This window comes from Acidomonas methanolica (genome assembly GCF_004346035.1).
Classification (GTDB): domain Bacteria; phylum Pseudomonadota; class Alphaproteobacteria; order Acetobacterales; family Acetobacteraceae; genus Acidomonas; species Acidomonas methanolica.
In genome coordinates this window covers 86,705-108,411 of sequence record NZ_SLZN01000009.1, presented here as the reverse complement: position 1 = coordinate 108,411, position 21,707 = coordinate 86,705, and the positions used below count along the sequence as shown (strand labels likewise).

General features: G+C 67.2%; 20 protein-coding genes. 14 read left to right on the top strand and 6 right to left on the bottom strand.

What is annotated here, in order from left to right; translation table 11 throughout:
- The first annotated feature begins 421 nt into the window (after positions 1-421).
- The 5 genes from EDC31_RS09055 (at position 422) to spt (ending at position 6,167) form a co-directional block, all read left to right on the top strand.
- Positions 422-1,714 (top strand): lipopolysaccharide biosynthesis protein, encoded by a 1,293-nt coding sequence (locus EDC31_RS09055; protein ID WP_239641597.1) that lies wholly within the window; start codon positions 422-424, stop codon positions 1,712-1,714.
- Positions 1,711-2,865 (top strand): sensor domain-containing protein, encoded by a 1,155-nt coding sequence (locus tag EDC31_RS09050; protein ID WP_186819994.1) that lies wholly within the window; start codon positions 1,711-1,713, stop codon positions 2,863-2,865. The genes EDC31_RS09055 and EDC31_RS09050 overlap by 4 nt, the downstream gene beginning before the upstream one ends.
- Before the next feature lie 86 nt (positions 2,866-2,951).
- Positions 2,952-4,673, top strand: a complete 1,722-nt coding sequence (locus tag EDC31_RS09045; RefSeq protein WP_239641598.1) for a fatty acyl-AMP ligase — start codon at positions 2,952-2,954, stop codon at positions 4,671-4,673.
- 40 nt (positions 4,674-4,713) lie between these two features.
- Positions 4,714-4,971 (top strand): acyl carrier protein, encoded by a 258-nt coding sequence (locus EDC31_RS09040; RefSeq protein ID WP_042057291.1) that lies wholly within the window; start codon positions 4,714-4,716, stop codon positions 4,969-4,971.
- Positions 4,968-6,167: a serine palmitoyltransferase gene (gene spt, locus EDC31_RS09035; protein ID WP_042057293.1), complete on the top strand. Its 1,200-nt coding sequence runs from the start codon at positions 4,968-4,970 to the stop codon at positions 6,165-6,167. Before EDC31_RS09040 ends, spt begins: the two co-directional genes overlap by 4 nt.
- 27 nt (positions 6,168-6,194) lie before the next feature.
- Here the strand turns inward: spt and EDC31_RS09030 are convergent, their stop codons facing one another.
- Entirely contained in the window at positions 6,195-7,109 is a 915-nt protein-coding gene (locus EDC31_RS09030; RefSeq protein WP_042057295.1) for a hypothetical protein, read from the bottom strand.
- 4 nt (positions 7,110-7,113) lie between these two features.
- Positions 7,114-8,073 (bottom strand): diacylglycerol/lipid kinase family protein, encoded by a 960-nt coding sequence (locus EDC31_RS09025; protein ID WP_081797495.1) that lies wholly within the window; start codon positions 8,071-8,073, stop codon positions 7,114-7,116.
- Positions 8,074-8,177: 104 nt separating this feature from the next.
- Between EDC31_RS09025 and EDC31_RS09020 the strand changes: the two genes are divergently transcribed.
- The 6 genes from EDC31_RS09020 to EDC31_RS08995 all read left to right on the top strand — a co-directional run bounded on the left by EDC31_RS09020 (position 8,178) and on the right by EDC31_RS08995 (position 14,004).
- Entirely contained in the window at positions 8,178-9,071 is an 894-nt protein-coding gene (locus EDC31_RS09020; RefSeq protein ID WP_042057407.1) for a metallophosphoesterase family protein, read from the top strand.
- The gene (locus EDC31_RS09015) at positions 9,068-10,222 is read left to right on the top strand and encodes an LptF/LptG family permease (protein WP_042057299.1); all 1,155 of its coding nucleotides are present in this window, start codon (positions 9,068-9,070) and stop codon (positions 10,220-10,222) included. Before EDC31_RS09020 ends, EDC31_RS09015 begins: the two co-directional genes overlap by 4 nt.
- Positions 10,219-11,340, top strand: coding sequence for an LptF/LptG family permease (locus tag EDC31_RS09010; protein ID WP_042057301.1), 1,122 nt, complete (start codon positions 10,219-10,221; stop codon positions 11,338-11,340). Before EDC31_RS09015 ends, EDC31_RS09010 begins: the two co-directional genes overlap by 4 nt.
- 65 nt (positions 11,341-11,405) lie before the next feature.
- Positions 11,406-12,185, top strand: coding sequence for a sterol desaturase family protein (locus tag EDC31_RS09005; RefSeq protein WP_042057303.1), 780 nt, complete (start codon positions 11,406-11,408; stop codon positions 12,183-12,185).
- The gene (locus tag EDC31_RS09000; protein WP_042057305.1) at positions 12,182-12,934 is read left to right on the top strand and encodes a nucleotidyltransferase family protein; all 753 of its coding nucleotides are present in this window, start codon (positions 12,182-12,184) and stop codon (positions 12,932-12,934) included. The genes EDC31_RS09005 and EDC31_RS09000 overlap by 4 nt, the downstream gene beginning before the upstream one ends.
- Entirely contained in the window at positions 12,931-14,004 is a 1,074-nt protein-coding gene (locus EDC31_RS08995; protein WP_042057307.1) for a glycosyltransferase, read from the top strand. Before EDC31_RS09000 ends, EDC31_RS08995 begins: the two co-directional genes overlap by 4 nt.
- A 30-nt stretch (positions 14,005-14,034) precedes the next feature.
- Here the strand turns inward: EDC31_RS08995 and EDC31_RS08990 are convergent, their stop codons facing one another.
- Entirely contained in the window at positions 14,035-14,934 is a 900-nt protein-coding gene (locus tag EDC31_RS08990; RefSeq protein ID WP_042057309.1) for a glucosamine inositolphosphorylceramide transferase family protein, read from the bottom strand.
- On the opposite strand from EDC31_RS08990, the gene EDC31_RS08985 reads away from it, so the two are divergent.
- The 3 genes from EDC31_RS08985 to EDC31_RS08975 all read left to right on the top strand — a co-directional run bounded on the left by EDC31_RS08985 (position 14,933) and on the right by EDC31_RS08975 (position 17,332).
- The gene (locus EDC31_RS08985) at positions 14,933-15,502 is read left to right on the top strand and encodes an MmcB family DNA repair protein (protein WP_239641591.1); all 570 of its coding nucleotides are present in this window, start codon (positions 14,933-14,935) and stop codon (positions 15,500-15,502) included. The genes EDC31_RS08990 and EDC31_RS08985 overlap by 2 nt on opposite strands.
- Positions 15,503-15,521: 19 nt before the next feature.
- Positions 15,522-16,358: an inositol monophosphatase family protein gene (locus EDC31_RS08980; RefSeq protein WP_042057311.1), complete on the top strand. Its 837-nt coding sequence runs from the start codon at positions 15,522-15,524 to the stop codon at positions 16,356-16,358.
- Positions 16,359-16,462: 104 nt separating this feature from the next.
- A complete protein-coding gene (locus EDC31_RS08975) occupies positions 16,463-17,332 on the top strand; it encodes a lipid-binding SYLF domain-containing protein (RefSeq protein WP_042057410.1) in 870 nt (289 codons plus the stop codon).
- 88 nt (positions 17,333-17,420) lie between these two features.
- Here the strand turns inward: EDC31_RS08975 and EDC31_RS08970 are convergent, their stop codons facing one another.
- The 3 genes from EDC31_RS08970 to EDC31_RS08960 are packed head-to-tail and all read right to left on the bottom strand — an operon-like array spanning position 17,421 to position 21,686.
- Entirely contained in the window at positions 17,421-18,623 is a 1,203-nt protein-coding gene (locus tag EDC31_RS08970) for a glycosyltransferase family 4 protein (protein WP_042057313.1), read from the bottom strand.
- A 7-nt stretch (positions 18,624-18,630) separates the two neighbouring features.
- Entirely contained in the window at positions 18,631-19,947 is a 1,317-nt protein-coding gene (locus EDC31_RS08965; protein ID WP_081797487.1) for a capsule biosynthesis protein, read from the bottom strand.
- A 2-nt stretch (positions 19,948-19,949) separates the two neighbouring features.
- Entirely contained in the window at positions 19,950-21,686 is a 1,737-nt protein-coding gene (locus EDC31_RS08960) for a capsular polysaccharide export protein, LipB/KpsS family (RefSeq protein ID WP_158310313.1), read from the bottom strand.
- Between the last annotated feature and the right edge of the window lie 21 nt (positions 21,687-21,707).

Below are 21,707 nucleotides of genomic sequence, written 5' to 3'. Positions count from 1 at the left end.
CCTTCCATTCTCTCTCAATCTTCAATTGTCAAAGAACAAAACCAACTTAAAGCCCCTGATTTCACTCAGAAAACCCAGAGAAACCTCAGCCCCCCTCGTCGGTAGCGGGCTTTTACGAGCACTCACACCAAAGCGTCAATGGAAAAAATGACAATAAAAAAAATTTCTTCGGCCACGCGGTTGTGCAATGAAAAGATGCATATCCGGTGTTGGAGTTCCCTCGGAACGCCATCACTATCATCGTCGTGAACCGGATCAGGGCAATTCCGCCCCGGTCGTCCGCCTCATGAGGAAGTCGGGATCGCACGTTCCCCCATGTCTGACCCCCATGCCTGAAGATCTGCCTCCAGCATCCGGAGAAGCCGGCGCGCAAGCTCCGAACGGCCTCCGGCGCGTACTCAGGAATGTCGCCGTGCTGCTGATGGGGCGCGCCGTGAACGCGCCGCTCAGCCTGGCGCAGATTTCGCTGACCATTCATCTTCTCGGAAGCTACGGTTTCGGCCTCATCGCCATGATGTACGCCTTCGCCCGCATGGTCGGCGATGTCGTCGATTTCCAGTCCTGGCAGGTCGTGCTTCATTACGGCGTCGGCCCGCTGACCCGCGGAGAGAGACGCAGCTTTCAACATATCGTCGCCTTCAGCCTGCTTCTTGATCTGATGAGCGGACTCGTCGGCTGCATGGTCGGGATGGGCATCGCATGGTTCGGGACGAGCCTGCTGGGATGGCCGCCCGGCATCCGTCTGGTCGGGACGATCTACATGGTCTCCGTCCTGTTCATGACGACCGCCACGGCGACGGGCGTTCTCCGGCTTTTCGACCGATACGACCGGCTCGCCATGCAAGGCACCGTCGCGACGATCTGCCGGGTCATCGGCGTTCTGGCGATGCTCGTCCTCGGCAGCTCCATTCCCCGGCTTGCCGCCATCTGGATGATGGCCGAAGCCACGGCCTGGGCCTTTCTGAGCGGTTTCGCGATTCGCGAGCTGCGTGTCCGCAACCTCCTGAAGGGCTTTTCGTTCAGCCTGCGCCTGACGGTCGCCGATATCGTGCGTGGACATATGGGGCGTCTGCATCCGGGGATCTGGCGCTTCGTCTTCGCCACCAACTTCACCTCGACCCTGGCGCTGACCTTCGGTCATCTCGGGACGCTGATGGTCGGCTGCCTGCTGGGGCCCGCCAGCGCGGGCTATTATCGCCTCGCCAGCCAGATCGCGGCGGGCGTCGCCAAGCCGGTCACCCTGATCCAGACAACGCTTTACCCCGAGATGGCGCGCATGTGGCGCGACAAGGCCACGGGACGTCTCTACCGTCTCTGCATCCAGATTGCCCTGTCCGGCGGGGTGGTCGGCTGCGTCATTCTCGCCGTCGCCTTCTTCCTCGGCCACCCGCTGTTCAGGCTGCTGACGGGCGAGGCCAATCCGCAGGCCGTGCCGGTCATGCTCTGGCTGCTTGCGGCGGAGATCGTCACGGTCTGGGGACTGCCGCTCGAACCCCTGCTCTTCACCACACGCCGGGCCGGAGCGGCGATCAAGGCGCGCGCGCTCGAAACGCTGCTCTTCCTGCCGAGTCTGTTCTTCATGGTCCGCTGGTACGGGCTCGGGGGCGCCGGACCCGCGACTCTTCTGGCGACGATCACCCTGATCGGACTGCAACTCCTGCTTGTGCTCGAGGCGCGCCCGCATGATGCCGCGCGAGACGCCGCCCCATGCTGAAAGTCGCCTTTCCTTACATCGCCCAACCTCACCAGACACTTCACTCCCTGCCGATCGCGATGGAAATGGCGACCCGCTATCCGGATGTCGACGTGCATGTCGCCTGCACGACCCAGGCGCATCTCGACTACGCCCGCACACTGGGCGCGCTCTATCCCCGGGCGAGAGCGAAATTCGAGCTGCTGGCCCTGCCGGATGTCGTGCGCCGCCATATCGAGACACATGGTCCAGGCATCATCCCGAAGCTGCTGAGCCTCTTCCTGAACCGGGACTATTTCTCGCGTTTTCAGGGGATTGTCGTGCCGGAACGCACGTCGCTCTATCTCCGGCGCATGGGCATCCGGAAGCCGCGCATCGTCTGGACGCGGCATGGCGCGGGCGATCGCGCCATCGGCTTCGCGAAGGACGTGCGCGAGTTCGACTTCGTGCTCCTCTCCGGCCGCAAGGTGGAGCGGCGCCTGCTCTCGGAAGGCGCGATTCGGCCCGGACATTATTTCCGCGGCGCCTATGCGAAGTTCGATATCGTGCGGCGCATGGGCGGCAAGCGCTCGCGCCTGTTCGACAATGACCGGCCGACCATTCTCTATAATCCGCATTTCTCGGCCAGGCTCTCGTCATGGCCGGTCTGCGGCGAAGACGTGCTGGCGTTCTTCGCGCATCAGGACCGCTATAACCTGATCTTCGCGCCGCATTACCGGCTGTTCGACAAGCGGCGCAGGGAGGGAGAGGCGCTCGTCTCGCGCTACGCCGCCTTCCCCCACATGCTGATCGATCCCGGCAGCCCGCGCAGCATCGACATGACCTACACCATGGCCGCGGATCTCTATCTCGGGGATGTCAGCAGCCAGGTCGCCGAGTTCGTCGTGCGGCCGCGTCCCTGCCTGTTCCTGAACGCGCACCGGATTCATTGGCAGGACAATCCGGACTATCAATTCTGGACTTTGGGCGACGTGCAGGATATGAGCCCCGCCTCCGGCCACACGCCGGGGAGCAGTCTCGACGAGGCGCTCACGCGGGCTTTCGCCCGTCACGACGCCTTTATTGAGGTTCAGCGTCAATATGTATTAGAAACCTTCGAGTTTCCGGACGACGGCCCGACTGCTCCCGCAGCCGCCGACGCCATCGTCGAATTCCTCAGGAGGGCCGCATGACGAATCATCGGCCGGTTTATGATCGCATGACGGACGATGGAGCTGGGCAAATCTTGAACGACACCGGGAGCACCGCAAAGACCTCGATTCCGACTGCGACGGATTGCGAACAGACCAGACGTTTCGGCGATTTCGCCACCTTCGCCGACGCGCTCGATTACGCCGCGCAAGGTCGGGCGGGCTTCAACATCTATAACGGGCGCGGTCAGCTTCTCGAAGCCCTGCCGTATCGCTGCCTGCGCGAGCAGGCGCTCGACACCGCGCGGCGCCTGCTGGGACGCGGGCTGCATCCCGGCGATCGGGTCGCCATCATCGCGGAGAGCGACGGCGATTTCGCGCGGCTGTTCTTCGGGTGCCAGTACGCGGGCCTGGTGCCTGCGCCGCTGCCCCTGCCGATCGCCTTCGGCGGGCGCGACTCCTATATCGCCACGCTCCGCGGCATGATCGCCGCCGCCGAGGCGCGGGCGGTAATCGTTCCGGAGGTGATCGCGGGCTGGACGCAGGAGATCGTCGGAGGGCTGGAGCTCGCCTTCGGGGGCCTGCCCGCCGACCTGCTTCGCGATCCCGTCCCCGACATCGCGCTGCCCGCGCGCGAGCCGGCATCGCTGTCCTACCTGCAATTCTCCTCGGGCAGCACCCGTTTTCCGATGGGGGTGGCCGTCACGCAGGAAGCGGGCATGGCGAATGCGCGCGCCATCGCGCGGGACGGGTTGCAGGTGCGTGCGACGGGCGATCGTTGCGTGTCCTGGCTGCCGCTCTATCATGACATGGGGCTGGTCGGGTTCTTCCTCACCCCCATGACCTGCCAGTTGAGCGTCGATCTCCTCCCGACGCGGGAATTCGCGCGGCGGCCGCATGTCTGGCTCGACCTCATCAGCCGCAATCGCGGAACCATCGCCTACAGCCCCTCCTTCGGTTACGAACTCTGCGCGCGCCGCCAGGCGCCGGAGACGCTGGACCTGTCCTGCTGGCGCGTGGCGGGAATCGGCGGCGACATGATTCGCCACCATATTCTGGAAAATTTCGCGGAACGTTTCGCTTCGGCAGGCTTCCGCGCAGAGGCGTTCGTCGCGAGCTACGGCATGGCCGAAGCGACGCTCGCCATCAGCTTCGCCCCGCTGGACACCGGGATCCAGACCGATACGATCGATCTGCGCCGCCTGGAGACGGAAGGCGCGGCGTATCCGAGCCATGATCCGTCACTGGTCCTGCGCACCTTCGTCCTTTGCGGGCGCGCCCTCCCCGACCACGAGGTCGAGATTCGCGACACCGAGGGCAAGGTGCTGGCGGATCGCCGCGTGGGCACGGTCTATGTGCGCGGGCCGAGCCTGATGCGCGGCTATTATGGCCGGGATTCGGAGACACATTCCGTGCTGTCCGGCGACGGCTGGCTGAACACCGGCGATCTCGGCTACATGCTCGACGGGCAGGTGGTGATCACCGGGCGCGCCAAGGATCTCATCATCATCAACGGACGCAATATCTGGCCGCAGGATCTGGAATGGTCGGCGGAGACGGCGATCGGCAGCCTGCGCTCCCGCGATGTTGCCGTGTTCTCCGTCGAGACGGAGACGGGCGAGAACATCGTGGCGCTCGTCCAGTGCCGCGCCACCAACCCCGCCGAGCGCGAATGCCTGCGGGAAGAGACGGCCGGTCACTTCCGCCGCCAGCATGGCGTGGACGTGGAGGTCATCCTTGTCCCGCCCCATACCCTGCCGCAGACCTCGTCCGGCAAGCTCACCCGCGCCCGCGCGAAGGCCATGCTGCTAGCGGGTCAGTTCGAACCGCTGGTCAGTTCCGCCGCCTGATTTCAATTTTTCGGACCCCGTCCTATCCCGGAGAGACCTGATGGCCGAAACGGTCGAGTCGATCACCGCGCTGATCATTGAGAAACTGCTCGCCAACCCGAAAGTGCCGCGAGACATCGACGGCGACAGCCGGATCGTGGACGATCTCGCCTTCGACAGCCTCGCCGTGATGAACTTCGTCATGGAGATCGAGGACACGCTGGACGTCTCCGTGCCGCTGGACCGTCTGGCCGACATCCGCACCATCCGCGATCTCGCCATCTGTCTGACGGAGCTGAAGGGCGGCGCGCCTGCATGACGGATATCTTCGCCAAATATGCGGGGCTGGCGGCGGATATCGAAAACCTCCGCCGCGCCGCGCCGCGCAACCCTTTCGGCGTCGTGATCGAACGCCCGCTCTCCGCCACGGTCGGGCTGATCGAGGGTCGCGAGACGCTGCTCTTCGGCACGAATAATTATCTTGGCCTCAGCCAGTCCAGCGTCGCCGCGGAGGCCGCGATCGCCGCCATCCGCTCCGAGGGCGTGGGCACGACCGGCTCGCGCATCGCCAACGGCACCTACGCGCTGCACAAGACCCTGGAGCACCGTCTGGCGGAGACCTTCAGGAAGCGCCATTGCCTCGTCTTCTCGACGGGGTATCAGGCCAATCTCGGCACGATCTCGGCGCTGGCGGGGAAGGACGACATCCTTCTGCTCGACGCCGACAGCCACGCCAGCATCTATGACGGCAGCCGCCTGTCGCAGGCGCAGGTGATCCGCTTCCGCCACAACGACCCCGAGGATCTGGACCGGCGGCTGGGCCGGCTGAAGGACCATCAGGGGGCGAAGCTCATCGTCGTCGAGGGCATCTACTCGATGACCGGCAACGTCGCCCCGATGAAGGAGTTCGTCGAGGTCAAGAAGGCGCACGGCGCCTGGCTTCTGGCGGACGAGGCCCATTCCTTCGGCGTTCTGGGAGCCAGCGGGCTCGGCGTGGCCGAGGCGCAGGGCTGCGAGACGGAAGTCGATTTCATCGTCGGCACCTTCTCCAAGAGCCTGGGCACCGTGGGGGGCTATTGCGTCTCCGATCATGACGGCATCGAGTTGATCCGCCTCTGCTCGCGCCCTTACATGTTCACGGCGTCATTGCCGCCGGAGATCATCGCCGCCACGCTCGGATCGCTGACCGAGATGCAGGCCCGTCCCGAGCTGCGCGAGAAACTCATGGCGAATGCCCGTCAGCTTCATGACGGCCTGAAGGGGCTGGGACTGTCCGTCAGCACGCATGTCAGCCCGGTCGTCGCCGTCACGCTCGACAATGTGGAGCAGGCCATCGCCATGTGGAACCGGCTGCTGGAAAGCGGTCTTTACGTGAATCTTTCCCTCCCCCCGGCGACGCCGACTCAGAATCCGCTTCTGCGCTGCTCCGTCATGGCGGCTCATGAGACGGACCAGATCGCACAGGCCGTCGGCATCTTCGAACGGGTCGCGGGAGAATACGGGCTGGGCCGTTAGGCCCCGCTCCCGCCGTCGAGACAGCGGTCATTTTCTCCTGCGGAGCAGCACCGTCCGGGCGCGCCACAGCAGCCGGGGCAGGCAAAGCAGCGGATGGCGCGCCTCGAACGGGGACAGGCGCAGATCCGGGCCGCCATGCCGCAGGATCTTCCAGGCGAGATAGGCCGCTCCGCCCTCGAAAGTGAAAGCGGCCTTCAGCAGCCGGGCCACGTTCAGCATCCGCCCCCGCCGGGCGATGCGCGCCCAACGCCGCCGCGCCCGCTCCGGCGTCACCAGCGGCGTCAGCGCCGGACCGTCCCGGTCGAAGGCGAGCCCCGCCGCCCGCCAGGCGAGTGGCAGCAGCGCGGCGTAGCGCGCCTCACCATCCGCCATCAGCACCCGCGCCCGCTCCGGCGTCTCCACGCGCAATTCCACGCCATAGGTACGGATGAACAACCCGGACCACCAGCTTTCCGCCGTCATCGGCCCCTCGCCGAGCCGCGCGGCCCACCCGGCCGCCGTCATCACGCAACCCCGTATGGCGGCGAGAATCCTGTCCGCCGCGCGTTCGTCCCGCACCCAGACGAGCCGGACGGGCTGGCAAAACCGCGCCCAGATCGTCGTATCGCGAGAATCGGGGCGCGAACGGGCGAGAAACTGGTCGAGCGTGAGAAGGGCGACCTTGGCGCGCAGGCCGTCCCGTTCGACATAATGGACATTCGGCGGCAGCAGGGCGTTGCCCAGTCGGAGCGGAGCGGATTGCGGCCAGTCCTCGAGCGAGTCCAGCAGAATATAGAAATCGAACAGCCCGTCAGCATCGAACGCGCGCAGGCCGGAGCCGTAAAAGAGCACGCCCAGCGGGCGACGCTCCCCGACGATCGCCCTGACGAACGCCACGAGCCGGGGATCAACCGGATGGGTCAGTTCCCCGATGAGGAAACGGTCCAGCGCGTCGGCCGTCATGCGATCACCCCTGAAGGAAGGTGAAGACCGGCCCGCGCCCGACCACGATACTGCCTCCCGGGCCGGGACTCAGCTCCTCGCCGTCGAGCACGAAATCGCTTCGGCTTCGCAGCGTGATCTCGTCGACGCAGCCGCTGCGGTAATCCGGATGGGCGCGGAGCCAGTCCGGCGCACGCCCGCGCAACAAGGCGAGCATCGCCGGGGCAAGACGGCGCGGACGGGCGGCGATCTCCAGAAAATGCACGCCCTGCACCGGGTCGCCGGGCCGCCGCCAGAACGGCCAGATGCCATGATCCAGATGCTGCAAGCCGGTGGCGAGGAAGAGAAAACTGCGTTCATGCGGCAGCACGTCCTCTCCGGCGCGAATGTCCACGGCGTCGCCGTTCAGCCAGATCGACCGGCGCGATTTCAGCGCCAGGCCGCCGACGGCGCCGATCAGCGTCGCCGCGACCGCGAAGCCGTGCGGCGCATAGCGCAGGACATGCGGCGAATGGGCGATCGCAATGGCGCGGGCAAAGCCGGTGCTGCCATGAAACATTCCCAGCCGCTCGGGCTGGCTGCCGTCGGACCATGAGATCCGCAGAGGGCGACGGCGGATGGGCACGAATGTTTCGGGCGCGGAGACGATCCGCCGCAGCGCCTCCATGCCGCGCCGACGGAGCCCGACATCGCCGGCGATCAGATTGGAGTTGCCGGACGGAAAAACGGCGACTCGCGGGAGCGCGTCGGCGGGATAGGCCCGATGAATCGCCGTGAGCACGTCGCTCACCGTGCCGTCACCGCCATCGACCACGATCAGGTCCACCCCGCGCCGGGCCAGTTCGCCCACGCGCCGGTCCAGTTCGTCATGCGAGGTCGGCAACAGGAAATCCCGCCCCAGCAACTGCGACGCCTCACTCACGAACGCCGAGCCGGTGTGTCGGTTCCGGCGGCTGCGGGGATTGTGGATCAAGGCGACAGTCAAGGAAAACAGCGCTCCGCGGATGAAAAACATCCTCTCAAACGCCGTCTGAACCGATCGGTCAACCCCGAGGCGACAGAGGCATGCGGATCGGCTATGAAAACCTCATGCCTGAGTCCTTCCCCCCGGTGGTGCGGATCGCCCATCTCTCGGACGTTCATCTCCCGCCACCATTGCCCGTCGCGGCAGGCGACCTCATGAACAAGCGCGCGCTGAGCCTGCTCTCATGGCATTTTAACCGCCGCCATCATCATCTCGCCGCGCTGGGCGACGCCGTGGTGGCGGATATCGCCGCCCATCATCCCGCGCTGATCGCGATGACCGGCGATCTGACGAATTTCGGCCTGATCCCGGAAATGGAGGCCGGCGCGGCGTGGCTGGCGGGCCTGCCTGCCCCCGCCGTGATCGTCCCGGGCAATCACGACAGGATGACCGGCCTGCCCTGGGCGAAGGGACTCGCGCTCTGGTCGCCCTGGATGGCGCCCGACGAGGCTCATTTTCCCTATGTCCGCCGCATCGGCCCCGTCGCGCTCATCGGCGTGAACAGCGCCGTTCCCAGCCCCCCCTTCATGGCCTATGGGCGCGTCGGCGCACGGCAGACGGCGCGGCTCGCCGCGCTGCTGCGCCGCCTGCGCGGCTCATGCCGGGTGGTGCTCATCCACCATCCGCCCCGCACCGGCCTCGTCCCCTGGCGCAAATCCCTGCTCGACAGCCGCGCCGTGACCGCCGCCCTGAAGGCCGCGGGCGCGGAACTCGTCCTGCATGGCCACTCGCACGACGCGAGTGCTTCGACCGTGCGCGGCGCCGGCATCCCGCTGATCGGCTCCGCCTCGGCCTCGCTGGACTCGTCGAAGCCCGGACGGCGCGCGGGCTGGAACGCGCTGGACATCAGGCGCGAGGACGAGGCCTGGCGCATCGACCTGACGCGCCGCGTCCTGCGGCCGGCGGGCGACGGCCTGGAAACCCTGACGCAACGGAGCTGGCTGCGACCCGTCTCATGACCCAGGACCGCCTGCCGACGCTCGATCGGTATCTGTTCGCCCAGCTCCTTCCGCCGTTCCTGATCTCGCTGGGAGCGGTTCTGGCCGCCCTGCTGCTCGAACGTCTGTTGGTCCTGTTCGACGATCTCGCGGCGGCGGGAAGCTCGCTGGCGACCTTTCTGGGGCTGCTGACGGATCTTCTGCCGCATTATCTCGGCCTCGCCCTGCCCGCCGCGCTCTGCGTGAGCGTCTATCAGATCGCCCGGCGGATGAGCGAGAATAACGAGATCGACGCCCTGATGGCCAGCGGCGTCTCGCTGATCCGCTACGCGCGCCCCTTCATGCTGACGGGGCTGCTGCTGGGCGCGCTGAGCGTGCTTCTCTACGGCTATATCCAGCCCTTCGCCCGCTACGATTTCCGCGCGGGGTTCTACTTCGCCGCGCATACCGGCTGGGCGCCCCATCTCCAGGCCGGCATGTTCGCGGCGACGGGGAGCGGCTCGGTCCTGACGGCGGACGGCGTGAGCCATAATGGCACGGTGCTGCGCCGCGTCTTCATCCGGGACCACGACAACGCGGGCGTCGTGCGGATCGTGACGGCGGAGCGCGGGCTGCTGACCATCGCGCGTGACCGCTCCGCCACCCGTCTCGACCTCTGGAACGGCACGATCCTGACCGATCCCGGCCCGGATAGCGTCAAGACGCCGACCCAGACGCATTTCGTTCACAGCCGGCGGCTGATCCTGCAAAAGCATACGGGATCGAGCTTCCGCAAACGCGGGGCCGACGAGCGGGAACTGACGCTCTTCGAACTCATCCGCGCGCTGCACGGCGCGCCTGATAACGGCATCGCCGCAACGGAGCTGCGCGGGGAACTGCATTTCCGCGTCGCCCGGGCCCTGGCCATCCCCTTCATCCCGGCCCTCGCCGTCGCGCTGGCCATGGGCGCGAAACGCCGCCGCCCCGTGCTCGGTCTCATCCTGCTGGCACTCAGCCTGGTGGGATTCGACCATGTGCTGCAACTCGGCCATGGCCTCGTCGCAGCGAAAGGCCTGTCCCCCGTGCCGACGATCTGGCTGCCGGAACTCGTCTTCTGCACCTTCTGCCTCGCCGTCCTGCTGCGCCGGTCGCGCGGTTCGTGGCGGCGGCGCAAGCTGACGCGCCCGTCATGACACTCTCCCGCAGGTCCCCCAGCCCCCCCCGGCACGTCCTGCTCGTCTATATGACCCGCGCGCTGGCCGGGCATATCCTGCTCTGCGCCTTCGTGCTCGTCGCGCTGATGGAGATCCTCGGACTGCTGGAGCAGACGACGCCGATCCTGGCGCGTCACCTCGGGCTGCGGGGGGTGGCGACCTACGCGCTCCTGCATCTCCCCGCCATCGTGCTGCGCGCCCTGCCGCTCAGCGTGCTGATCGGGGCGATCGCGCTGCTGACCCGGCTCACGCTCGGCAGCGAGATCGCGAGCCTCCGCGCGGCCGGGCTGACGACCGGCGCGCTGTATCTCCTCCTCCTGCCTGCCGTCCTCGGCACCGCCGCGACCGGACTCTTTCTGCATGAGGTGCTCGCGCCGCGCTCCGAACTGGCGCTCGCCCGGTGGTGGAACGCGTCCGCTCCGCATCCCGAAAGCATCAGTCCGGATCTCTGGTTCCATGACGGCGACGCGATCGTCCACATCACGGGCTTCGGGGCCAGCGGCCGGATTCTCTATGGGGTCAACATCTATCAGCGCGCGCGAGGCGGCGTCCTGCATGCGTCGGACCGGGCCGCGACGGCGCGCTGGTCGCAGGATCGACGGGAGGGGCCAGGACAATGGGAAGGGCGCGACATGCGCAGACTCGTCCTCACACGCGACCAGGTCATCGCCAGCGCCGTGCCCTCGTCTCCCCTTCCCCTCCCGAACGTCACTCCGGACGAGGTGCTGATCCTCGCCCAGCCCTATCCCCAGATGTCCACGACGCAGGTGCGGGCCGTGCTTCATGGCGGCGCACCGGCAAGTTTACCGAAGGCGACCTATCGCATGGCGCTGTTTGCGCCCTATATAATGCCGTTGAACCTCAGCGTGATGCTTCTCCTGGCGTTGCCTGTGGTCTATATCCCACCCCGCACCGGCAGCCGCAGCATGATGCCGGTGGCTGCTCTCGGCGCAGGGTTCGCCTATATCGTGTTGCAGGGAATTGTGCAGGCGCTCGGCAATGCCGGGACCTTGCCCGCACCGCTCGCCATCCTCGCCACGCCGCTCATGGCCGTTCTGCTGGGGATGACCTGGGTGCTGAAGATGGAAGAATCATGAACGAGTCCCGACCGCTTTCCTCCGATCCGCAAAACGACCCGTCCCAACCGAACGGGAGACTGGCAATGTGGCGCAACCGCGCCTCCCTGCGGACCGGGCGCAGCTTCGACCTGGGCAAGATGAATCTGCCGCAACTCTGGATGGCCTATCTCACCTATCCGACCATCCTGCTCTATTTCGCCCTCATCGTCCTGACGACGACGCTCTGCCTGCGCGCGCATCCGCCGCTCATGCATGTCCTGATTCCCGTCGCGCTGGTCGTGGCGATCTACCCGATCACCTGGTACGCGATCCACCGCTTCATCCTTCATGGCCAGTGGCTCTATCGCAACCCGCTGACGGCCGGGCTCTGGAAGCGCATCCATTTCGACCACCATCAGGACCCGCATCTGCTGGACGTGCTCTTCGGCTCGCCCCTGAACACGATCCCGACCATCGCGATCATCGTGACCCCGCTGGGTTATGCCGTCGGCGGCTGGCCGGGCGCCTGGGCGGCGATCGCGACCGGCCTTGCGATGACCTGCGTCTACGAATTCTTCCACTGCATCCAGCATCTTGCCTACAAGCCGCGTTCGCGCTGGGTGGCGCGGATGAAGGCGCTGCACCTCCTGCATCATTTCCATGACGAGGACGGCAATTACGGGATCACCAATTATTTCCCCGATCGCCTCTTCGGCAGCTTCTATGAGGACGCCCGCTCGCGTCCCCGCAGCGCGCATGTGTTCAATCTCGGCTATACGGTCGAGCGCGCCGCGCGCTTTCCCTGGGTCATGCGCCAGACCGGCGCGCCGCCGCGCGACCGCCCCGAGGGCGCAAAACCGGGCAGCGCGCGACCGGCGGCGTGACGGAGCTTCCAGTTCTCGTTCTCGCGGGATCGCGCGACGGAGACAGGGACCCGCTCGCCCGCCACGGCGGCGTCGCGCACAAGGCGCTTCTGCCGGTCGCGGGGCGTCCGATGCTGGCGCGCGTGCTGGACTGTTTGCGGGCCACGCCGGGGCTGGGGACGATCCACGTCTCCACCGAAGCACCGGACGATCTGCGCGAGGTGGCGGGGAATGTCGTCTTCCTGCCCGCCGCGCCCGGCCCTAGCGCGAGCGTCGCTCAGGCGATCGCGGCGTGCGGCACGCCGCTCCTCGTGACCACGGCGGATCACCCGCTGCTCCGCCCGGTCTGGATCGCCGAATTCCTCGCGGAATCGGACGCGTGCGATCTCGCCGTCGCCGTCGCCACCCGCGCGGTCATCGAACGCGATGTGCCGGGGACGAAGCGCACCTATATCCGCCTGCGCGACATGCGCTTCTCCGGCTGCAACCTCTTTCTCTTCGCCACGCCGGCCTCGCGCGACGTCGTCAGACTCTGGCAGCGGCTCGAACGCGAGCGCAAGAAACCCTGGCGCATGGCGGCGATCCTCGGCCCGACGATCCTGCTGCGTGCCGTGACCGGAACGCTCACCAGCACGGCGCTCTGCCGCCACATCGAACGCCTGACCGGCGCGCGCGTCCGGCTGGTGCCGATGAGTGACGGCAAGGCGGCGGTCGATGTGGACAAACCCGCCGATCTGACTCTGGTCGAGCGGATTCTGTCCGAAACGTGAGGGGCGCCTATATCATCAATTCGGTGGAAGGCGGCGGCGCGGCCCTCCCCGTCCCCGACGTCACGCGGGTCATGCGCGAGGCGGGGCATGAGGTGACGGTGCTCGCCCTGACCCGGCGCGACGGCAAGGCTGTCGCGCCGATGGAAGCCGCCGGGCTGGAGGTGAGGGTCCGTGCCGGAGGACGCACCGACCATCTCGCCGCGCTCCGCTGGCTGGACGCCGAGATCGCGCGGCTCCGGCCGACGCATCTCTGGACATCCCTGTCCCGCGCCACGCTGCTGGGGCAGATCGTCGGGGCGCGGCGCGGCGTCCCGGTCATCAGCTGGCAGCATTCGGCGCGTCTCAAACCCGCCAATGCCCGGCTGCTGCGGCTCTTCCGCAACCGCTCGCAACTCTGGATCGCCGATTCGGCCAGCGTCGCGGCCCAGACCCGCGCCACGCTCGGAATCGCGCCCGACCGGCTCGCCATCTGGCCGATCTTCCGCGCCGATCCCGCCTTTCCCACGGCGCTTCCATGGCGGAGCGGCGAGCCCGTGCGGATCGGCTCGCTCGGACGACTGCATCCGGTGAAGAACTACGACGTGCTCTGCGCCGCCGTCGCCCTGCTGCGCCAGCGCTCGGACCTTCCACCCTTCTCGGTCGTTATCGGCGGCGAGGGCGAGGAACGAGCACGCCTCGAAGGATTGATCGCCCGCGACGGGCTGCCCGTCACCCTGGCGGGCTATGTCGCGGACCCGGCGGCGTTCCTCACCGGGCTGCATCTCTACACCCAGCCCTCACGCTGGGAAGGATTCTGCCTCGCCGCGCATGAGGCGATGCTGGCGGGACTGCCAATCGTCGCCTCGGAGGCCGGGGAGATCGCCCGGACCGTCACCCCGGCTTTCGGCCGCATCGTCCCGCCGGGAGATGCGCGCGCCCTTGCCGACGCCCTGGCCGGACTGCTCCGCGCGCCCGATCAGTTGGCCGCGAAGGGCCGGACCGCGCGCGCCCGCGTGCTCGACCTCTTCAACGCCGAAAATTTCGAGGCGCAAGGCCGCGCTATCCTCGCGCGCGCCGCCGACCTCACCTGAACCGCCCCGCCTGCATCGCCTTCGCGGCGCTCACCGCGTGAACCGGGCGCCCAGCCAGCGTTTCGCCTCCAGCAGGAACCGCCCCGGCCCGATGGCGATGCGCTTCACGTCGATGAGCGTCTGGTCGCCCAGTTTCGAGATGGTGTGCAGCCCGTCCGTATAGGGCGCGAGACGCGGCGGCGCGGTCACGCGCGGTCCCTCCTCGATCCGCACCTGATCCGGGTCGATGTGGAGATGCAGGAAACGGACCGCCGCGCCATAGGTCCGACGGCAATCCTGCACGGGCAACACGATATGCCCGTCATGGAGGAACGGCGTCCCGCCCGGCCGCGCACCCCCGCGATCGACGCGAATCGGGTTTCGCGGATGCGGGCGCCATTCTCCCGTCAGCGTGTCCGCCCATGCCGCGCAAAGCGTCATTTGCCGTCCCTCCTTCCGCGCGGCCGGGGTGTAGAAGATCCACCACCTGCCCTCATGAAACACGGGCGAGGCGTCGATGGCGTTTTCCGGAAAGCGGAACGCCTCGACCTTCTCCCATGTCTCGGGAAAGCGCCGGCTGCGATAGAGACTCAGTTGCCCCGACCGGCACGCCTCCGGCAACATGAAGACCTGCCCCTCATGTTCGAAGACGAAGGGATAGGAGAGATGCCACGCCTCGCGCAGCACGGTGTGACGCGCCATCGCGTAGCCGTCCGGGGACAATGCGATCATGTCGATCACCCCATGCCGCTCGTCATAGGACATCGCCTCGAGGAAGACGAAGGCGCGCCCGTCATGCCGCACGCCGAACGGATCGGCGAGAATGCGGTTCCGCCCCGGATCGGGCAGCACGATCATCTCGAAGGAGTCGAGCGATCCGGCGCGCATGACGGCCTCGATCGGCGCGCGGACCAGAACGCTCCGCCAGAGATCGGTTTTCAGGAATGCCATGAGTGAGGACGACCTTTCCCTTCGCGGTCCGAACGCGCAGAATGGGGACATGCGACCCACCCTGCCGGAGACCCAGCTCGCCATCCGGCGCGCCGCCCTTGCCTTGTGCCGGACTCTCGGCTGGGCGGCCGTCAACGAACTGACCCTGCCCGCCTCCGGGACATCCCTCGGGCGACGGGCTGATATCATGGCGTTGCGTCCGGATCATGGCTTCGTCTGCATCGAGGTCAAGTCCGGTCCGCGAGATTTTCTCACCGATCGGAAATGGCATGAATACCGCGACTGGTCGGACCAGTTCTTTTTCGCGGTCGACGAGGATTTTCCGGTCGATCTCCTGCCGGAGGATGCCGGTCTGCTCGTCGCCGCCGTGCGGGATCTGCCCATGGGCATCCTCGCCGAATGCGCCATGATCCGTCCCGCGCCTGAACACCGGCTTTCCCCCGCGCGACGCCGCGCCCTCACCCATCTCTTCGCCACCACGGCGGCGGCGCGCCTCGCCCTTCTGGAAGATCCCGCCATCACCGCCTCGCTACGCGCGACCCTCGGGGTCACGCTGCGCGCGGACTGAACCCGCTCAGGAGCCTGTCATGACCCGTTCCGGCCCATACGATCCCGCCCTTCAGGACGAACGGGAGCGCGCGCTGCGTCTGGCCGCGGCGGAAGCCGTCGCCGCGGAGGCCGCCGCCCTCGCGATGAAGCTGCGCCCACCCCCAGGCGGTCCGCAGGGCGGGACGAAAGGGGTGCAGGATTATGTGACGGAGGCGGACGGCGCGGTGGAACAGTTCCTCGCCGAGCGTCTCGGCGCCCTGTTTCCGGATGACGGGTTCCTCGGCGAGGAAAACGGACGGCGGTCGGACGAGGCGCGCCATAGCGGCTATGTCTGGGTCGTGGACCCGATCGACGGAACGTCGAATTACGCGCGGGGGCGGGAACGCTGGTGCATTTCCATCGGGCTGATGCATCATGACGAGCCGGTGGCGGGCGTCGTCAACGCGCCGGCGCTGGGCGAGATCTATACCGGGCGGCGCGGGCACGGGGCGTTCCTGAACGGACGCCCGCTCACGGCGTCCCCCGTCACCGACCCGACGACCGCCATAGTGGAGATGGGCTGGAGCCCCAAAGTGACGCGGCAGACCTATACCGGCAAGATCGACGCCTTCATGGCCCTCGGCGTCATGCCCCGGACCTGCGGCTCGGGCACGCTTGCGCTCTGCGACGTCGCCAGCGGGCGGCAGGATGCCTATCTGGAGATGGTCATCAATCTCTGGGACGTCGCCGCCGCGCTGGTCTTTCTGGGGGAGGCCGGCGCGATCGCCTCCCCTTTCCTGCGCGACGGCGGGCTGACGGGCGGGGCGCTGCTCTTCGCCGCCGCCCCGGGAGTCGCACGATCGCTGGCGAATGCGGCCGGCATCGCACTGGACTGAAACGCCGCTTCATGATTCAACCATATTTCCATGTGACGAACATGGCGTCATTACCGTCCGAGAGGCCTGACCCAATGCCGTTGATCCGTTCCCGGTTCCGCCAGATGCTTCTGACCGGACTTGCCCTCGGCGTCGTGACGGCAGGCTTGCAGCGTCCCGCATATGCCGCCGGCGCCGTCGCACAGCAGGAGCTGGTGGACAAGGCGACCCTCGCCGTACAGGACCTGTTCAAGGGAACGACGGCGAAATCCCGCGCCCAGCGTTATCTCGCCCAGGCCCGCGCCGTGCTGGTGTGCCCGTCCATCTTCCGCATCTCGATCGGCATCGGCGGCTCCGGCGGCGGCTGCCTGCTGCTTTCGCGCGCCGCGCAGGGATCATGGTCGGACCCCGCCTTCTACACGCTCAGCTCCGGTTCGCTCGGCATCCAGCTTGGCATGGAAGATTCGGAGATGATGCTGTTCGTGATGTCGGATCGCGGGTTGCAGGCGCTGCTGGACAGCCAGTTCAAGTTCAACGCCGCCGCCTCCGCCTCCTTCGCGACCGTCGGCAGCGGTCTCGAGGACAGCACGGCGGGCGCCGCGAACACCGATATCGTCGCAATCCAGCGATCGAAAGGGCTGTTCGCGGGCGTCTCGCTCGGCGGCTCGAAGCTCACCGTCGATAGTGGCGCGAATCGCGCCTATTACGGCCAGACCGTCGGGCCGGAAGACATCGTCGTCACCATGCGCGTCAACAACAGCGGCGCGGACCCGCTGCGCTCCATTCTCTCGCGCGTGGCCCTGCCCGCCGCCGCGTCGACCCCGTCCGCCACGCCGCCCTCCGTGGCCGCGCCGGGCAAGGCGGCATATGCGGTGGGCAACAGCCCCTATCCGGCGAATTACAACAGCGCCCGCTCCTATGCGTCCCAGGTCGGGTCCACGGCGGGCTCGACCGCACGCGGCGTCGCCACCGAAGCGCTCGCCCCGCCGCATTGACCTGCGGAGACTTCCCAGATCCCGGCGATGGAAACGTCGTCGCCGGGTCGGAGAAGTCTGGAACGCCGCGCCGTTCTTCTTTGACCCCTCAGCCCGCCTCGATCCGCGCCATCGCCATCCCGACGCTCTCCGTCCATGAGAGCGGCTTCCACGCCCTGAGCGCCCGCATGGTCGCATCCGGAAGCAGTTCGTGTCGCAGCGCCTTGTCGATCGCCGCCCGGAATCCCACGCCGTCCAGGGGATCGACATAGATCGCCGCATCGCCGCCGACCTCGCGCAACACGGGAATGTCGGAGCAGATGGAGGGCACGCCGAGCGACAGGGCTTCGGCCAGCGGCAGGCCGAAGCCTTCGACGAAAGACGGGAAAAGCAGCGCCCTGCTCCCCAGGAGATAGCGCACGACCTCCCCGTCCGAGAGCCCGTTATGCTCCTCGACATGGCCGCGCAGCACTTCGCAGCGGTCCAGCATGTCGAGAATATTCTCGTTTTCCCACCCGCGTTTGCCGATGATCACGAGCTTGGGCGCCTTCGGACCCAGTTCCGTCACCAGACGCCGCCAGAGATTGAGCAGCAGAAGATGGTTCTTGCGCGGCTCGATCGTCCCGAGACACACGAAATAGGGGCGATCGCTGCGATGCGGCGGCAGATCGCTCGGGGGATGTTTATGCACCCCGTGCGGTACGATCCAGACCGGAACATGCGCCCGCCCGGCCGCGACCAGCCGGCGTTGCATCGCCTCCTGCACTTCCTGTGACGGCACGATGACGCCGCCGGCATAGCGCGTCACGGTGCGAATCCGCGTCTCGTGCCGCGCGGGCTCGCCGGGCCGCGCATATTCCGGATAATCCAGCGGAATGAAATCATGCACCATCGGCACGAAGCGCGCGCGATAGCCGCGCACGACATTCCGGATCACGCGCGGCCGGGTCAGATGATGATGCGAGACGTGCAGATGAACGATCTCGCCGCCGATCTTCGGCCGCAGGCGCCGAAGCGTCTGGCGGCGCAGCGCCGCCCCGAGCCGCCCGGCTTTCGGCCCGTCCGGTCTCCCGTTCCAGACGGCCTGAAGTTCCAGCACGAAATCCTTCGCCTGATCGAAGGGAAGCGCGCCATAGGTTCCCAGAATCGGGTGCATGGCGCCGAAGGTCAGCCGGTCGGCGTAGCGGGCCAGGAGATACTCCGCATAAACCAGCTCGACACGGTCGATGCCGGTGGGAACCGGCTCCGCCGCACGGGAGATCAGGCGCGAAATGTCGAACAGGATGGACAGCTGTTTCCTTGTCTCTGTCATGAGGGATTCAGCCGTGGGAGGACGCGGAGGACGGAGCCGTCCGCGCCCGATGAGCGATCGGCGCATGGCGCTCGAGACGCTCGATCGCGGCGGAGACGAGCGTCTCGAGCGCCTCGTCCGAGAAGAATCCGCCCGGCACCAGACAGCTATGGACCAGAACACGCTGGAACGCGCCGAACACCGCGGGATCAGGCGGTGTCGGGGCCGTCCAGAACGTGTCCAGCGAGCCCTGATGCGTGATACCGTCGATGTTGTACACGGCCCGTCCCAGCGTGATCGTCGGCACGCCGCACGCGACGGAAAGCGTGCCGGTCGTGCTGTTGATCGTTACAATGCCGCGCGCCTGGCACACGACCGCCGCGATATCCCCGGCCTCCATGTAATCAACCCGGCCGGCGACCCCGCAGCGCGCGGAAATTTCCGCGACGAGCCCCTTCCAGTCCTTCACGCCGTTATCCAGCGGATGCTCCTTGATGACGAGCCGGAGATCGACCGGCGCATGGGCGGCGAAAGACGAGATGACCGTCGTGATCGCTTCCGCGATATCCGCGAAATCGGAATGCATCCGCACCTGCGCATCGGCGTCGAGCTGGAGCGGAAAGAGAACATAGCGCCCGTCCAGCGTCTTGAGCTTCGCCTCCAGCGCGGTGGAGCGGCTGCGGGCCCCTTTTCCCCGCCCGATCTTCCGCAGCCAGCCGATCCCCTCGCGGACGGGATGCCACGGGCGATGCGTCGTCCAGTTGTTGAAATAGATCCCCCGCGACAACAGATCGGCCGCATTGTAGATCACGCCTTCGAACGCGCGGCGGCGAAAGGAAGAGGGCACCGGGAAATGCTTGCCTGCGGGTGGCAGCATCGCGGCCGTCCGCAGGTAGTAGTCCGGATCGCGTGGCAGGGTCGAATGCCCGTTCACGCCGCCGAGTTCCAGCGTGACCCAGTCGGGGCGGAGATAACCTTCCTCGAACACATGAACGGGAAGATGCAGCTCCTTGCATATCTCCAGCGCGGTGCGGTGCAGCGGACGGCAATCGCCGAAAAGAAGAACGTCGGTGATCTTGCGCGAGGCGATGATCCGGCGAAGCGTCGCGGGCCATTGCCTCGCATCGCCGCGATAATTGATCGCGCCGGGATGCGCCCAGTACCACCAGTCGCCCCCGTTGAAGTTCACCTTGTAGACGCCGTAGCCGTCCCGCCGCAGACGTGCGCCGACGCGTTCGAAGAATGGTCCCATAAGCCCCTGGAGAAACAGGAAATTCCTGATGGGAAGCTGGGGAAGATGTTCGGCGACGGGCGAGGTCGTCTCGGCGGGGAGAATCTGCTGCATGATCAAGCCCCCTTTTGCGCGAAAACGCGGCGTCGGGCCAGCCTGCGCGTGATCCAGCGTCGCAGGCCGCCCTGAAGGCGCCGGACGCGCATCGTCAGATTCGGCTGCCAGAGACGCGCGTCGTTCAGACGCTCGATGAGAAGTTCCGGCGTGCAGGGCAAGGCGGTCAGGGGATCGAGATAGCGCGGGTAGAGGAAGAGCGTCGCGGCGACGAGTTCGTCGAGCGACCGCTCCCTGTTGCGCCGCACGCAGGGCGTGCTCCGATCTTCCGTCAATCCCCAGCCGGAATAGAAAGGCCGCCCGTAGGTGACGACCTTCTTGCCGCGCAGCAGCGCCTCGAAGCCCGCGAGCGACGTCATGGTATGCAGTTCGTCGCAACGGGAGATCCATGCGGTGATCGGTCCGTCCCGGCTGATGACGTCGGCGAGACGCAGGGCGTCCTCATCCGGAATCGCTCCGGCGCGATGCCCCGCATCGACATCCGGATGCGGACGATAGACGATCAGCGCGTCGGGATTCTCTTCCCGCACGCGCATGAGCAGTCCGGGATTTCCGCCGATTTCCGGCGCGCCGAGCCGGACCGACAAGTCGTCCGCCACCTGGCCGGGCACGAGAATGACGCGACGGCCGTCATCGGGAAGAGCCGTGGCGGCCCCGCCTGCTCCCGCCGCATATTTCGTGACGCCGCGGCTCACGAGCACCTGCCTCAGGGCGCGCGCGCGTTCAAGCAGTTCCGGATCGAACGCCGCCGTGGCCAGAAGATGTTCGAGATCGCTCTCCCGCGTCGGATCGAAATAGATGCCGCGCGAATCGATGACGATGGACGAGGGCGGCAACAGGTCGCTGCCCAGCCCCGCCGAGCGGATAAAACCGTCCTCCATCAGCCGCAGGCCGATCCCGCGCCGCGTCGCGCACTGCCTGAGCGCCGGCGAAAGGCGGGACGACCAGACGGCGATATCCCCGCCGCGCGCTTCCGCCGTCCGGATCGCCGCCCGTGCCGTCCGGCGGAAGACGGGGGGAGCGGACCCCGCGAGAAAGGCGGCGATCTTGCGCCGCTTCCACCACGCGACGCCCGTACAGACGGCGATCCGGCGATTTTCCTCCATCTGCCGCCGCACCATGCCGAGATAGCGGATCGCCTCTTCGGCGCTCCACGGCTGGCCCGTCAACGGAGAAACATAGCGTGTGCCGAACCGCACCCTCTCATATGCCCAGGCCGCGCCCAGCTCCTCCCGTCGTTCTCCAACACGCTGGACGACTCCGCCATAGGCGAGCGTCAACACGGCCAGGCACTCGGTCAGGGCGTCCGGTTCGGCGCACCACAGCGTGACATGCGGGCCGAGCACGCGATGCGCGTCGAAGCCGCGCGTCAGAATCCGGCTTCCCCCCTCGCCCGCCTCCCTTGCGAGCCAGGCCGGGACGGCGGAGCCGGGCGGGAGAACGAGCGTCCTGTCGAGAGGCAGGGTGTCACGCAGGGCGGTCCAGACCCCATGCGCCGCGCGCTCCTCAGCCGGGAGCCGCAGGATATGCTCGATCGTCTCATCAGCGTCGGGCGCGGGCGCCCAGAACGCGCCCCCCACCCGCTCCCGCCGGATCAATGCGAAGAGCGCTGCGATTTCATCCAGACATTCGCCAGACAGAATTCCGGCCGGATCGGCGGCGCCCCTGCCGTGTATCTCCCCGGTCGCATCACGGGCGACCTGCTTCCCCTGCAACCAGGGCGGTGTGGGCAGCCACACGCCGGGACAAGATGCGGAAGG